The organism is Methylobacterium oryzihabitans (assembly GCF_004004555.2).
Taxonomy (GTDB): Bacteria; Pseudomonadota; Alphaproteobacteria; order Rhizobiales; family Beijerinckiaceae; genus Methylobacterium; species Methylobacterium oryzihabitans.
The window spans coordinates 1-13,960 of the sequence record NZ_SACP01000056.1; the positions used below are offsets into that span (position 1 = coordinate 1).

13 protein-coding genes and 1 pseudogene are annotated in these 13,960 nt (G+C 65.6%); 7 read left to right on the forward strand and 7 right to left on the reverse strand.

Translation table 11 applies throughout. The features are described from left to right. A partial coding sequence (locus EOE48_RS27805) for a ParA family protein (protein WP_148239806.1) occupies nucleotides 1–333 on the reverse strand: 333 nt, incomplete at its 3' end. A 501-nt stretch (nucleotides 334–834) separates the two neighbouring features. Between EOE48_RS27805 and EOE48_RS27810 the strand changes: the two genes are divergently transcribed. From EOE48_RS27810 to EOE48_RS27820, 3 genes are read left to right on the forward strand one after another with little or no spacing between them, the layout of a single operon-like run. After that, on the forward strand, nucleotides 835–1,155 hold the full coding sequence (locus tag EOE48_RS27810; protein ID WP_127734131.1) for a hypothetical protein: 321 nt from the start codon (nucleotides 835–837) through the stop codon (nucleotides 1,153–1,155). Between the two features lie 58 nt (nucleotides 1,156–1,213). Further along, nucleotides 1,214–1,498 carry a hypothetical protein gene (locus EOE48_RS27815; protein WP_127734132.1) on the forward strand — a complete coding sequence of 95 codons (285 nt, stop codon included), beginning with the start codon at nucleotides 1,214–1,216 and terminating at the stop codon, nucleotides 1,496–1,498. 12 nt (nucleotides 1,499–1,510) lie between these two features. Further along, nucleotides 1,511–1,738 (forward strand): helix-turn-helix domain-containing protein, encoded by a 228-nt coding sequence (locus EOE48_RS27820; RefSeq protein WP_127734133.1) that lies wholly within the window; start codon nucleotides 1,511–1,513, stop codon nucleotides 1,736–1,738. Nucleotides 1,739–1,935: 197 nt separating this feature from the next. Here the strand turns inward: EOE48_RS27820 and EOE48_RS27825 are convergent, their stop codons facing one another. Next, nucleotides 1,936–2,412: a hypothetical protein gene (locus EOE48_RS27825; RefSeq protein WP_127734134.1), complete on the reverse strand. Its 477-nt coding sequence runs from the start codon at nucleotides 2,410–2,412 to the stop codon at nucleotides 1,936–1,938. Nucleotides 2,413–2,565: 153 nt separating this feature from the next. Beyond that, nucleotides 2,566–3,198: a recombinase family protein gene (locus tag EOE48_RS27830; RefSeq protein ID WP_127734135.1), complete on the reverse strand. Its 633-nt coding sequence runs from the start codon at nucleotides 3,196–3,198 to the stop codon at nucleotides 2,566–2,568. 1,144 nt (nucleotides 3,199–4,342) lie between these two features. Here EOE48_RS27830 and EOE48_RS27840 point away from each other — a divergent pair. The 4 genes from EOE48_RS27840 to EOE48_RS27855 all read left to right on the forward strand — a co-directional run bounded on the left by EOE48_RS27840 (nucleotide 4,343) and on the right by EOE48_RS27855 (nucleotide 11,565). Continuing rightward, complete coding sequence (locus tag EOE48_RS27840) at nucleotides 4,343–8,314, forward strand: phage tail tape measure protein (RefSeq protein ID WP_127734136.1); 3,972 nt, start codon at nucleotides 4,343–4,345, stop codon at nucleotides 8,312–8,314. Between the two features lie 164 nt (nucleotides 8,315–8,478). Next, nucleotides 8,479–9,642, forward strand: a complete 1,164-nt coding sequence (locus EOE48_RS27845; RefSeq protein ID WP_127734137.1) for a hypothetical protein — start codon at nucleotides 8,479–8,481, stop codon at nucleotides 9,640–9,642. A gap of 802 nt (nucleotides 9,643–10,444) precedes the next feature. Continuing rightward, complete coding sequence (locus EOE48_RS27850) at nucleotides 10,445–10,960, forward strand: hypothetical protein (protein WP_127734138.1); 516 nt, start codon at nucleotides 10,445–10,447, stop codon at nucleotides 10,958–10,960. A 20-nt stretch (nucleotides 10,961–10,980) separates the two neighbouring features. After that, nucleotides 10,981–11,565, forward strand: a complete 585-nt coding sequence (locus tag EOE48_RS27855; RefSeq protein WP_127734139.1) for a hypothetical protein — start codon at nucleotides 10,981–10,983, stop codon at nucleotides 11,563–11,565. Nucleotides 11,566–11,687: 122 nt separating this feature from the next. On the opposite strand, the gene EOE48_RS27860 is transcribed toward EOE48_RS27855, so the two are convergent. From EOE48_RS27860 to EOE48_RS27875, 4 genes and pseudogenes are all read right to left on the reverse strand, one after another. Continuing rightward, a complete protein-coding gene (locus tag EOE48_RS27860; RefSeq protein WP_127734140.1) occupies nucleotides 11,688–11,879 on the reverse strand; it encodes a hypothetical protein in 192 nt (63 codons plus the stop codon). Nucleotides 11,880–11,981: 102 nt separating this feature from the next. After that, nucleotides 11,982–12,692 carry a hypothetical protein gene (locus EOE48_RS27865; RefSeq protein ID WP_246155010.1) on the reverse strand — a complete coding sequence of 237 codons (711 nt, stop codon included), beginning with the start codon at nucleotides 12,690–12,692 and terminating at the stop codon, nucleotides 11,982–11,984. 471 nt (nucleotides 12,693–13,163) lie between these two features. Next, nucleotides 13,164–13,460, reverse strand: a complete 297-nt coding sequence (locus EOE48_RS27870; protein WP_127734141.1) for a ribbon-helix-helix domain-containing protein — start codon at nucleotides 13,458–13,460, stop codon at nucleotides 13,164–13,166. Nucleotides 13,461–13,497: 37 nt separating this feature from the next. Next, nucleotides 13,498–13,960: pseudogene (locus EOE48_RS27875) on the reverse strand (ParA family protein); the annotation flags it as partial.

A 13,960-nucleotide genomic window follows, 5' to 3' on the forward strand; every position in this document is an offset into this window, starting at 1 on the left:
AATCGACGGCTGACACGGCACGAGGACAAGGTCGGCCAGCCGGGCCGCCTCAAGGGCAGTACTCTCTGCGTGTGGCGCCGTGTCGAGGATCAGTGCGCCGGTTCCGATCTGCCCCACATGCTCAACGACCTTGCCGAGCCGGGCCGGCTGGATGCTCTCGACGTGGGGGAGCTTGTCCTCCCGGGCATCGTGCCATTCGGAAGCCGAAGCCTGCGGGTCGAGGTCGAGGATGAGCGTGTCGGTCCCGTTCTGCTGGAACGCGGTCGCAAGGTGCAAAGCCACGGTCGTTTTGCCGACGCCGCCCTTCTGGTTGATGAGTGCGATGGTGTGCATGTCAGGCCATCCTCATGTCCAACGTCTCGCATGTGCACATGCGGATCCGCAAGATCGACCACACGATTGACGTCACGCATGTGGGAGTCGGAGCATGTGGAGGTTAACGAAGCACTAACGTCCGGCTACCATGGAGCGTTTTCGGAGCGCAATCATGGACGGCTTGAGGAACATCACGATCAATCTCCACGCCAAAGGCCCGGCGGCCGTCCTCTGCGTCTACATCTTGTCCCTCACGGCGCTGGGCATCTTCGGAGCCGGGCAGCACAGCGGCTTCGTGGTTGGTGCGCTCGTCGCTCTCGGCCCTGTCTTGATTGGGGCCCTAGCCCAGAAGCCAAGCTCGGGATGAGGGTGACCGCCTGGCCGGATCTGGTCGTGTGCTTGACGTGTCTAGCAGGCGACTTCCACGAAGATGAGAAGGGCGCTGACAGCGCCCTTTTTTGTTGACACGAGGCTTGCGACTGGTTACAATAGGTACATATTTAGGAGATATTATGCACCGTGTTTGAACCATCGGAGATTTTCATCGACATTGACGAAGCAGACGACCACACTGTCATCCTTCGCATCACGCTCCCGATCGGCACGATCGACCTCATGGGTGAGGTCTTGATCGTCGGGGATGAATTCCACCTCAACCAAGCCCACATCGGAGGGCTCACAGCGGGAGCCCTCAGATTGGAGGGGCTCCTCGACATCGCACGCAAACTCTTGGAAGAACTGGAGGACCTCGGTGTCTCTCGCATCTACATTCAAGGAGCGACTCGGACGACCGGCCGCAACCCCGGCCGACCACCTAAGCGACTCCGCTATCCCCGCTGAACTCGCGTTCGTTCGCACGGGACCCATCGACGAACCAGTCGCACTGGCCCGGGCGATCATGGCGCTCGGCATCCGCCTCAAGAGCGCGCACCAGATCGTCACCTTGCTGACCGCCACGTCGGCGCGCAATATCAAGGTCATCGCCAGTACGAGATCCCCGGTCTCGATCGAAGCCCTGTACGGCTTCAAGGGGCTGGGCACCATGGTGATCCTCATGGCGCGGTCACCGGTCGAGCATCAAAAGGAACTCGACATCCATGTCTCTGCCGTCTCCATTCATCAGGAGATCTGGCAGATGGAGCACGAGCAGGAGCATCTTCAGCATATCCACCTCTACAACTAAGGGGTTGGCGAGATGAGCATCTCGATGTCCCCTCGTCATCCTCGTGAGGTTCGCGAGCAGCTCGGCATGACGCAGGCGCAGTTCGCCCGGACGATCAACGCGCCGCTGGCGACCGTCAAGAACTGGGAGCAGGGCAGGACCACTGTCCCACCCTACGTGAACACGCTGCTGCTGGTCATGGACCGGGAACCGGAGGCCGTGCTCCGGGCCCTCGGTCTGGGCGAGCTACGCGCTCCCTGAGGCCGGCAGCTGTCGCAGGATCGCGCGTCCGCGCTTGTCGAGGTGCTTCCACTTGATCTTGAAGCCGGTCGACTCGATCTTGCCGAACAGGCCAGCAATACGGCCTAGGCTGCCGGCATCGCGTCGCGTACCGGTCCCTCGTCGTGTGGACACGCCCCGCCGGCCTGGATCGACCTGTCCGGCCGGCGGGGTAGTTGTCAGAGCTGATCTTCGACTTCCTCGAAGAACTGCTGGGCTCCCTGGACCCACCCGGTAAGCCATTCATCCGATGGCCATTTACTGTCGCCAAAAATTACATTCGGAAAGTCATCGTGCCGGATAGAATCATCGGGATCAACAGCCCGATGTACTGTCCATGCAAGATCTTCTAGTCCTAAATGGCGTAGATCCAAGTCAATATTTGAAACTTGCTTCAACTCGTAGAAGCTAGCATGATTTTGTGCCCATTCTCTTCCAGAAGAAGCACCGTTTTGCGCTGAATTCTGTAGGTAATTCTGCTTTGAAGCTCTGAGACGTTCGATCGCGGTCATCATTGATTGCCCCTTCCGGTGATTGAAGTTGGAGATGGCTGTCTCGAAGGCCGGCCGGGCGATGTCGCTCCAGTTGAGCGCATCGCCCACCTCGGCCATTCGAGCCTTGAGTTCATCGGACACGTAAATGCTGACCCGGGCCATGGCTCACTCGGTGTGCGCACATCGATACTATTATGCGCATCAGATCGGCCGGTCAACCGAATATGCGCACACAATCTGCCGTATGCGCATTAAGCGATGGTCATGCCTTGGCGAGGACCCGGTGACTTGGACGGGCGCCACCGGTCCTTGGCATCAGGACCACCGGGCCAGGGCCGCCTCAGCCTCGGCCGGGTTGGCCTCGATGCGGTAGACCGTCTGGCGGCTCAGCTCGATCTTCCGTGCGATTTCCGAGATGCCGTACCCCAGGTCGAGCATCCGCCTCACGGCCTCGAACTGCTCCCTCGTGAAGCTCGGCTTCCGGCCCCTGTAGGCGTCCTCCCGGCCCTTGGCGTATTCGATGCCGGCGCGCTGCGCTTCCTTCGTGGCCTCGGCCTGGGCCTGGGCCGTCGCGGCCATGAAGCCGATCAGCGCATCCCTCACGGCTTGCTGCATCGGGTCGGCCGTGGCGCCGTCGAAGGTGAGATTGTTGATGACGGTGCGGACGATGACCCCCCGCCGCATCAGCTCGCGGATCGTCTCACACACATCGGCGTAGTCGCGGCCGAGCCGATCGACCCAGCGGACCACGAGCACGTCCCCCCGGCGGAGCATGTCGAACAGCCGACGGCCCTGCTCCCGATCGGCAAGCCGGGTCGTGACGCCCGAGACCCCCTCGTCGGAGACAACGTGGTCGATTTTGAAGCCAGCGGCCTCGGCCTGGGTCCGTTGGTGCGCGGCGGTTTGATCGGCGGTGGAGACGCGGGCGTAGAGAACCGTCTGGGTCATGGCCGATCCGTCCGTTTAGATGATGTCCGTTGATTGACATGTCCGTTGACCGAAATCAACCCATACGGACAGCCTTTTCGTCCCTCCCTCCCGAGTCCGCACAGGTATACCCCTGCGGACATTGTGCAGTGCAGCAAGAATGATCTCGAAGCGTGACCATTGGGGACCGTTCGTCCCCGACCTTGACCCGGCCGAGTACCGAGCCCGCCTCCGCTCGCTCCGGGCGATCACCAACCTCGTCACCGGCCCCCGGGGCGACACGCTCGCCCGCCACCTGCGGGCGGCCGAGAACGACGACGAGGCATTGCCGCCGGCCCTCGACGCCCTCGACCGGCTGGCGCCCCTGGACCGCCGCAAGATCCTCGCGACCTTCGCCAGCCTGTCGCGGCCGGAGGCCCGGCCTTCCCCACGGGTGGCAGTGCTCCACCTTCACAGGGATGATGCCCGCCGCCCTCGCTCTCATCGCTGTGTTGATCGTTCTCGGCTTGCCGCATGAAGGGCGGGCCCAGGACGACGGCTACGCTCGTGCCCTGCGGGATGCCGCCAGGGCGCAGGAGCGGCAGGCGCGGGCGCAGGAAGAAGCCGCCCGGGTCGCGCGCGACCAAGCCCGCCGGGCCGAGAACGACAGGCTCAATTCCCAGCGGGACGCGCGATCGATGCGCCGGTTTGACCGGTAGGGACCGCCAGGGCTCCGCGCGCCGAGCCGGCGACGGCATCATAGAGGAGCCATAGAGCTTCGGACGCATCGCGAGCTAGGATTTGGACTGCGGGCAGTTCCAACGCTTCAGCATCGCGCGAGACCCGCTCCACGAACTCTGCTACGTCCTCTAGGCGCAGGTAGAATTCCGGCGAGGTGAAGTCCCTGCACGGTCTTGACATTGCTTCCTCCGAAGTTTGTACATCACCAATCATGATCTTGGAGAAAAGACAACGGACTGCTCTGTCGCACCCTGCCGTTTGCAGTACTTCAACTGCTCAAGCTCCATTTTTTTTATTGCGAAAGGGGGCACCCCCTGGGGAGGTCGTTCAATTTTCGCGACCCCTAAAAGGAATTTAATCCGGTCACCCGAGTTGAACGGCCCCACATCCTGCGGTCCCACCACACTAACCACAAAAAGAACAAGAAGTCCCAGAAGGGAACGAGATGTCCGACACCATAACCGAAGTTAAAGCGATCCTCACCGCCGAGGATCGCGCCAGCGCCATCATCCGCAACTTCCGCGCCGAGGCGGATCGGCTTGCGAAGTCCCTCACGAAGCTTGCCAGCGTCAACCTGTCCGGGCTCGACAAGGCGTTCTCCACGAACGTGCTTACGGCGATGAGCCGGGCCGTCGCCTCGACCGAGGCCGCCGCCTCACGCGCGATCCGCGGGCGGGCCACCCTGGAGGCCCGGACCGCCCGGCAGCGCGTCGCCAACGAGGTCGCCGTCGATCGCGCCCGGCGCGCCGCCGACGCCGCATCGGCCGCCGCCCTCCGCGCGAAGTTCTCGTTCGTCAACAAGATGGGCCGCCAGCAGCAGCAGGAAGCCCAACGCGCCGACCGCGAGTTCCGGCAGCGGATGCGCTTCAACACGGCGATGGGCCGGCAGCAGGCCCGCGAGGCCCGGCAGGTTGAGCAGGATCGGCAGCGCGCCGAGGCCACCGCAGATCGGGATGCCGCACAGACCCTCCGCCGTCGCATCGCGGGCGACCGGTGGCGCTTCGCCCTCCGCGACCGCATGGAGCGCCAGGAGCGAGTCGAACACAACCGACTTCGCAATCAGGTCTTCGGTCGGGCCGGCGATGCGGTTGACCACGGGCGCGACGCCCTCCGCAACACGACCCGGCCGGTAGGCGTGGCCGCCCTCGTCGGCACCGCCGCTGCCGGCGCCGCCGCCCGGCGCATCCTTGGCTCAGAGTCCGCCATCGACTCGGCTGAGATGAGCGCCAGGATCTACGGCGGGCTCTCAGCCGAGGCAGCCCGGTCTCTTCGGGATCGTTGGGCCGCCCCCCTTGCGGAGGCCCTCGGGACCGGCACCGACAAGCTGCTCAACAGCTACGTTGACGCGGTGAAGTTGGGGATCCCGACCACGGGCGCCCAAGCATTCTCCGAACTCGCGACCAAGACCTCCGAAGCATGGTCCGTTCTCTTCGAAGGTGTCGTGGAAATCTTAGGGACCGTGAACACGATCCTGACGGCGAAGGGCGCGACCTTCGACGTCGATAGACTCAAATCCGTCGCCAACACCGTCCAACACCTCGCGGCAAAGCAGTCAACCACGCCTGAAAAGCTCCTGTCTTTCATGCAGCGCGGAGCCGGCGGCGCCGATCTTCTCGGCATGTCCATGGAAGCCGGGCTGGCCTTCGGATCGGCGTCAACCAGCTTGGGGAACCAGGCCGCCGAGTCGGGTCGATTGCTCGACTTCCTCGCCGGCCGGATCGTCGAGATGCCGCGCTTGACCCGCAAGCGCGGTGACGAGGGCGATCAGGCTCGCGACCTTATGCGCTTACTCGGCTACGGCTCCGGCGAGGCGATGAACCGCAAGCGTCGCGACGACCCCGACGCCTTCCTGCCCGACCTCTTCGAGCGTTTCGCCAAGATCAAGAGCGCGAGGAAGCGCGAAGAAGCGATCCGCTTCCTGGCAGGGCGCGAATGGCTCGGCGAGATGGGCCGCCTTGTGACCGGTCCCGACACCTACCGCGAGGCCGCAAAGCTCGCGAAAGAGGCCAAAGGACTCGATGCGATCGGTGCCGTCTGGGACCTTCACCGTCTTAAACTCTCGTTCGTCTTCAAGCAGTTCAAGGCTGGCTGGCTCAACATCCTCGGGGAGTTCGGGAAGATCTTGTCGCCGATGGCGCGGAAGGTCGGCGACTACTTCCTGTCGTGGTCCGCAAAGCTCCGCGACGGCGGCCTTTCCGCGCGGTTCCGGGCCGGGCTCGAAGGGCTGTTGAGCGGGTTCGGCTTCACCAACTTGCCCGACTTGCTGACGGGCGTGTTCGGCAAGCCCGGGGAGGGCGCGGCCGGGAGCGTCGACACGTGGCGCGCGGCGGCCCGCGGGTTCGGCGCCGGCATCCACGATGTCGTCAGCGGCATCGTCGGCGCAATCAAATCCTTGTCCGGCGGCTCGGGCGACCCCGAGACGTTGGCCCGGTGGACGGCGAGGATCTTGACGTTTTCCGCCGCCATGGTGATCGCAGGCCCGGCCATCGCGGCGATCGGCGGTCTTACCTCGGCCATCCTTGCCCTTGGAACGGCAGCCATCTCGACGTGGAGTGCCCTGAAGCTTGCCGGACTCGTCGGAGCCGGAGCAGCCGGCGGCACCGCCGCGGCTGGCGCAGGAGCAGGCGCAGCTGCGGCCGGCGGTGCTCTCACCGTTGTCGGCATCGCGATCGGAGCCGCCATCGTCGAGGGTATCAAGCGCTACTTCACTAGCTACCTGCCGGACTTCTCCAAGCCGACGAAGGACGGCATCCGGGAGCAGCAGGGCCAGGGCTGGATGGGCAAGTCCTGGAACTGGCTCTTGGGTCGGGGGTCCAAGGTCAACTTGGACACGGGCGAGATCGGCGGCGGGTCCGGCGACCGTGGTCTGCATGGTGATGCCGGCCGCGACCGGCTCGGCGCGCGGCTTCAGCCTGCCTTCAGTCCGGCCGACGACATCGCGCTCAACACCGGACGGCTGGTGCGAGCGTTCGAGTCGATGGGCGCCAGGGTGCATCTCGCGGCGATCGGCGCGCCCGCCCGGGACGTCCTCGCGGGCTTCACCGGGGGCGCCAGCAACAGCGGCTCGCCGGGTGCCGGCAGCGACCCGGCCCGGTCCTTCGGCCGCAACTTCTCGACCCCGGGAGGGATGAGCGTCCCCGGCTGGTTCGGGAAGGGCAGCGGTGGTGGTGGATCCGCCAGCTCGAACCCGGCGAACTCGACGGCCTCGGCCGCGATGCTGGATGCCATCGCCGGCACCGAGTCGGGCAAAGCCGGCTACGATGCGGTGCTTGGAAACGGCAAGTACGGCACGCCCGCGAAGCCGGTCTCGACGATGAGCCTCGACGAGGCGTTCGCGTTCGGGCGCCAGATCCGGGCCCGTCACGGCTCATCGTCGGCTCTGGGCCGCTACCAGATCGTTGGCACCACCATGCGGGCCGCACAGCGGGCACTTGGCATCCCCGGTGATGCGATCTTCGACGGCCCGATGCAGGACCGCATGGCGCGGTGGATCGCCCGCAACCAGGGCCTCGGCGCGTGGGAGGGACTGAAACACAACCCGGCTGCAATGGCTCGGGCTCGGGCGGCCCTCGCGGCTGGTGGCGCCCAGGACATCTCGCCGGCTACACCCTCGGGTGCGGCCACGGGGATCCCGGGTCTCGGCGGGAAGGGTCAGTACGACGGCCTCAAGGTCAAGGGCACGCAGGCGACCGCGGCCGGCGGCGCGCATCTCGGCGTCACCGACCTCGCCCGGCAGGCGCAGGCCAACCTTCCCGGGGGCGTGAAGCACTTCGCGGCCTTCAACGACCGGTATCATGCCGGCACCCGGTCGAAGCACGCCCTTGGGCTGGCCTTCGACACGTCGCTCATCGATCCGTCGCAGAGCGCGGCGGCCGCCGAGGCGATGCGGGCGAAGCTGCGGGCGGCCGGGCTCGACGACAAGTCGTTCAAGGTCATCGACGAGTACAAGAACCCCTCCGCTCGATCGACGGGCGGTCACATCCACACCCAGTTCAACTCGAAGGAGGCCGCGGAGAAGTACCACGGGTACATCGAGGCGATGAACAAGGCTCAGGCCACGATCGCCGAGGTGACTGCGAGGTCTCAGGAGGCCGTCAAGGGATTCTCTTCGACAGGATGGCGACCGACCCCGCCGCCGGCCGCTGGCAAGCTCGGGATCCCCTCGGCCGCGGCGCTCGCCGGCAAGGCGCAGACCCCGACCGCCGACGACCTCGCCAGGACGATGCCGAACCGGCCCCCGGGTCTCGACCAGGGCGGGAGCGGGTTCCGCCCGAGGGAGAACCAGTTGCCGGCACAGACGAACATCGTCATCAACGCCAGCCACATGCCGCCTGCGGAAATGGGTGGCCACATCCAACGCCACATCAGCGAGGCGCGGACCTATCGGGCGCACGATATGGAGCCCGAACTCACCTGAGGTCTCGATCGGGGGGCGCCCTTCACCGCCCCCCGGCCTTGCGTCCGGCGTTCGTTCACGTTATGTTCTAGGGTTGGTTTTACGACAGGGCGCACACGCGCCGGCAACCAGGGGCATCCCCCGCCGCTCTCCTGCCAGGGCCGCGCGACGGGGGACGCAAAGGGATGATTGACAACACCTCTACCACAACCGCCTATCGCGCGCAACCTCTCGATAGACAGCACCTATCGCAAGCCCCGATCAACTCCGCCGAGATCCTCGCGTATGAGGGCGCCGACCACGACGGTTTCGGGGTCTTCCGGCACCTCGACGCGGGCCGGACCCATGGCGCCCGGCGGCGGGCGGAAGCCGTCACGGCCGCGATGGACGCCAACGACGGCATCGGGCGCAAGGTGGGCCGCCGGCTCCCGGCGCGGGTCGGTCTCATCCTCGACGACCTGCGGCGGCTGCTGGCCTACCGCCGTGCGACCGGTAACCTCGCCCAGGTCGAGTTCGGCGAGTACGTCGCCGCGACCGTCGCCCCCCTGGCGGCCCGCGCACTCCACCATGGGCGACCGGCGGATGCCGAGGTCCGGCAGTGGCTCGGAAAGAACTTGCCCGAGTTCAACGGCAGCCCCGACCTTGCGGCCCCGGCGATGTCAGTGGACGCCATCGCCGCCGCGCTCGTGATCCGGCAGGATGAGGTGGACGCGAACCTGCTCCACGCCCTCGTGAGCATCGACCGCCCCCCGGAGGTCCGCGCTGCCGACGCCAAGACGTACGACCGGCAATACTCGGAGCGCAGGCGCCGGGCCGGAGGTGCGAAGCCCATGTCGAGCCGCACCAGGACCGCAACGATCCGCACGATCGCCACCGCCCACGGTGTCTCGCTTCGCACCATGCAAGCGCGGATCGCCGCCGGGCTGGTGGACTTCGACGCCGAGGCCGCCGCGTTGGCTTGCACAAATCCGTCGGGCACAAATGAATTAGATTCCTTGTCACCGACGAATTTGTGCAGCCCCGAGGACGCCGTTGCTGCTGTCCCGCCGCAGGCGGCAAACGACGACACCGCACCGCCAGCACCCGGAGAAGTCGTCGCCCCCGCGATCGAGGCCGGCTTCGTCGGGAAGGTCTTGCGCCTCGACGCCAAGGACGTGCGATGGAGAGCGGAGCAGTACCCGCACCTCGCGCGGGATTTCGGCCGGCATCTCGCCGAGATCGACGCCCTGATGGTGAAGCACAAGACGCCAGAGCGGAACCAGCTCGCGGTGCTGAAGAACAACCTGACGGACCGGAACCGTCGGGCGGCAAGATCCGGCAGGCGGGTTGACGGACGCGAGGCGGCGTGAGGTCGAGGTTCGCTTGGATCACGAGTCGAACGTCGAGGCCGGGGGCACCGTCGAGCCGCCTAACAACGACTATCAGCTAGACGTGAATGGTAGAGCTTGCCGTGGATACCGCAGCACCCATCAAAAAGGCTTGTCCGGAAAATCAGAAAATCCCCTCTGAGGGCCGGAATTGCCTTTGGGATCAGCTCCACGACCTGCGGTAAATGAGGAACGAAAACCCGGATTAACTCGGGTGGTGGGCGTAGGTAGCGGCCGCAGGCCGCGGAGGTGGCGCGACGGTCCGACCTAGCGCTGCGGCTGTGCTCGCGGCCCGCGGGCAGCACCGGCAAGGTCATCATCCCGATGTACCGATGTTCTAGGAGTTCTTCCACTAGGGTCTCTTAGAGAAACTTTTCCGCCACAATTGACAAATAGACCCCGCCGTGCTAATTTCTCGTCAAAATGCAGAACCTCAACCTGCATCACGAGCCCGCCCCGAGCGGGCTTTTTCGTGTCCGGACACATCATCGGACATCTTACCGGCTGGATCGACGCAACGCCCTCGGCGAACCGATCGAGGTGCCGTTCTTTCAAGGGAAACTGAAGTGACTACACCAAGCTGCCCCTCCGGCAGTACCGATGCTGTCGTCGTGTCGATCATCATGGAGCCGGCCTACGCCGAGGCGTTGGACCGATTCTGCGGCGCCACCCTCTCGACCCGCGCAGGAGCAATGCGACGGTTCACTGTCGAGGCTCTGCGCAGGGAGAACCTGCTGCCGGACCCGAACGCTACCCGGCCGAGCCGCCGGCAGCAGGCAGCACGATGACCACCCCCACCACCTCGACGCCCCCGGCGCCGGCCCGCGTCGAGTTCAAGCCGGCGATCCGGCAGGTCGCCGCCGCGGCAGGCCGAGCCTTGTCCGAAGAACAGGTCATCGCCCTGGACGAGGACTTGAACGGCCGATTCTTCCTCGATCCCGAGACGGGCGCCGTGAGCGTCGCCACCGCCGCCGGCCCGGTCCTCGACGCGCAGGCCGCGATCCGCGCCGCGGTCGCCGGGTGGCCGCTCGCCGAAGCGCCGGCCGCCGAGCCGCTAGCGGCCGAGCCCGAGTACGTCACGCTGAAGCTAAGTAACAGTGTTGGTCTCCGAAAGGCCAGCGATCCGATGATAAAGATCATCACCGGGTTCCAAGCCGCCGAGGCCGCAAGGACCGCCGCCGAGGTAAAGACTTGGCCGAACCCCTGGCGCAAGGGGAGTGAGAACCGAACCCGGCAGGTCATGATCCAGAAATTTGATCCGGCGCGCGCTGACCGATTCAAGAAGGACGCAGGACTTTGAGCAACGAACCACTAATCGACGTGGACGAGGCGAAGCGCAAGGCTCGCGCGGAGGTCGAGGCGTACCGCGAGCGCCAGCGGAAGGAGCGGGAGGCGCGCCAGCGCGCGTCCGAGTCGGCCGAAACGGAGATCGCCCGCGAGATCCAGGCCCGCCGGGCCGACGAAGCGAAGCGCGCCGGCATCGCCGCAGATCGCGCCCGGATGTGGGCCGAAAGAGAAGAGCGGATCGCAGAGCAGCGCCGCATCGAGAAGCAGCAGGCCGCGGCCGGAGGCAACACGACCGTCCTCGTCGAGACGCCCGCGCGTCGGCTGGCGAAGCGCCTCCGGCAGCGGCTGGGCGACGACTTCAACGCGGTCGCCGCCGAGATCATGTCCGTCAATTTCAAGTTGTTCCGGCTCGAGGTCGCGCGGATCCCCCAAGACGAGCGGGCAGAAGCTCTGTATCTCGAGCGGCAGGCGCGTGCCGCCGAGATCGAGGCCGCGGCCCTGGAGCTGCCGGAGCCCGAGGACACCGAGGAACGGGACATCCTGCGGCGCCACGGATTCCCGGTCCCGGTTCCGTCTGTTGCGCGTCGGCAGGCCGAGCTGGACGCCGGCATTCTGTAGCAGTGGATTGCGGGGATTCCGTTGCCATCCACCTTTGGGCGTGGAAACGCGCGCCAATGGACGCTAACGTCCACGACGTGAGGACCCGCAGGGTGCCACCTGCGAGCCCTCTGATGATCTGCTCAGATCAGCCCGAGGGTGATGGTCACTGACCACGCTCTCGGGTTCTTGGTCACCTTGATCTTCAACAGCGGTACGCCGAACATGGAATCGTCCTTCCGTGCCATTTTGGCACTTGGACGATGCATGGTGGAAGCGGGTGCTGGCAAGGCCAGTCCCAGGGCTGTGCCCGCTATGCACAACATCTCGGTCACGATGATGTTCTATCTTTGTTCGATCGAGCTTGGGGTGGTCGCAGCCGGCTGCCTCCTGCCGAAACGCGTCCAGGTGATTCCCTCTTGGCTCACTCGGTGCTCTTAGAGCGGTAGAGCACCTTTCTCTGTAAGTGCCTCGTGCCAGAGAGCTAGAGCCGCTTCGAGGCGCGACTCCGTCCCTGGTCTCTCTGTAGGTTGCTCACCCATAAGCAGTACGGCTTCGCCTGATCTTTGATTATGGGCGAGAACGGTTCGTGGATGCTCAGGGAGCTTCACCGGCGGCCGAACGCGCCTAGTGGCTACCTCAGGCGCCCGCCGACGCTCGCGGCCTTCCTGGACCTTCCTGGCCCGCGCATTTGCCCTGCTGAACACCTCCCCGAACTCTGCCCCGAACTTGAACAAGACCGGCCGACGGTGCAGCCCTTCCGTTGTGCGCTGGTAGCGCCGGCCCGGCTCGGGCTCGATGCGCTCGATAAACCCTACAGCCTCAAGGCTTGCGAGCGCCCCGCGCACCCGGGCTTCCGTGAGGCCGAGCGCCGGATGCTCGGCGAGCGCCCGCCGGTCGATCGGGAACGCAACGAGCAACCGCCCGGGCGTGCTCCAGAACCGAGCTACGAAGACGGCGAGGGCGTAGGCCGCCTCACGGTTGCGCAGGCCCGCGAGCGCCGCGGCGAGGCGGTCGTGTAGCTCACGCGGCAGCCGGTAGGGGCCGGCAGCCTCGGGGCACCAGGGCTCCAGCGGCCGCCTTGTCCTCGTCGTTGTCGTCGAGCGGATGGCGGCGGGCATCATCCCCGCAATCTGGACGTGCGTCATTGTCGGCCCTCTCGGGCCGCGGCAGATCATCCGGCCGCACCGTGAGGCGCGCCGGTCCACAGGCAAAGCCTCACCGATCCAGGAAGTCGCCTTCCTGGTTGACCCCGGAGCGGAGTCGTGGTGATGTCAGGGGGATTTCAGGGCCCGGACATCACCTGTTCGGTCTTCCACGGCCTCACCCCGGCAAGGGTGGGGCCGTTGGCTTTTCAGGGTCTCACTGCGGCGGCGGTGTTCTCCTTCCCCGCGCGCGACTCGCCCGGGTGTCGGGCACGATGGTGCGAAAACGGCGCTGCGTCCAGCCCTGGCGCTCCGAATCCTGGTTGTGTGACCTCGGAAATCACTGCACCGACAAGTAATAGCGTTTGCAGCGTTTGCAGAATTTCACACGGTACTGCAAACGCACTGGCGAATTTCTTGTGGTTTTTCAGTATTGGCTGCTAGGGCGCTCGCACATCACCGGTCGTTCAGGGATCAAGCCTTGGCGATCGGAGGTTCCCCGTGGCGCTCGAAGAGCAGATTGAGCGCCTCGGCCATCAGGGCGGCCTGCGACTTCTCCTGCCGGATCGCCATGATGGCCAGCTGCTGCCTCACGACGGGGTCGAAGTAGGCGGAGATGACCACCTTGCCCTTCCGGCTCGGTGCCACGCTGCTCATCGGTGGACTGATTTCGGTCGCCGGGGGAGCAATGGGTTCCGGTGCCGCCGGCGCCTTGCCACCAACCCCCTTGAGCTTCGGTAGGGCAGCGGTGAAACGATTGCTGTTGGTCATGTGACGGGTCCTTTGTGTGCGCATGCGGTCATTACCGCTACCCCACCGTCCCACCTGTGGCGGAGGTACCATGACCACTTGCATAGAACCCAAGGCGTTCACACGTCCACATGTAAAGCTTCAACACCTCGGACGCAGCTTTGCCGCCGGGCTCGATCTCCTGGGCGACCTGCCCCGTGATGAGGCAGCGGCTATAGGCGACCCGATCGCCGAGCCGGATCGGGCACACCGGCAAACCCAGGCTCTCGGCGATCATCTCGGCCGCCTCATCGGCGACGGTGCCGTAGGAAGGGACGTTATTCAGGACCGCGAATGCCGGCACCTTGACCAACTTCAAAAGGTCCGCGGTCTTGCGCATCGCGCGGAGGTCCATAATCGACGGCTGACACGGCACGAGGACAAGGTCGGCCAGCCGGGCCGCCTCAAGGGCAGTACTCTCTGCGTGTGGCGCCGTGTCGAGGATCAGTGCGCCGGTTCCGATCTGCCCCACATGCTCAACG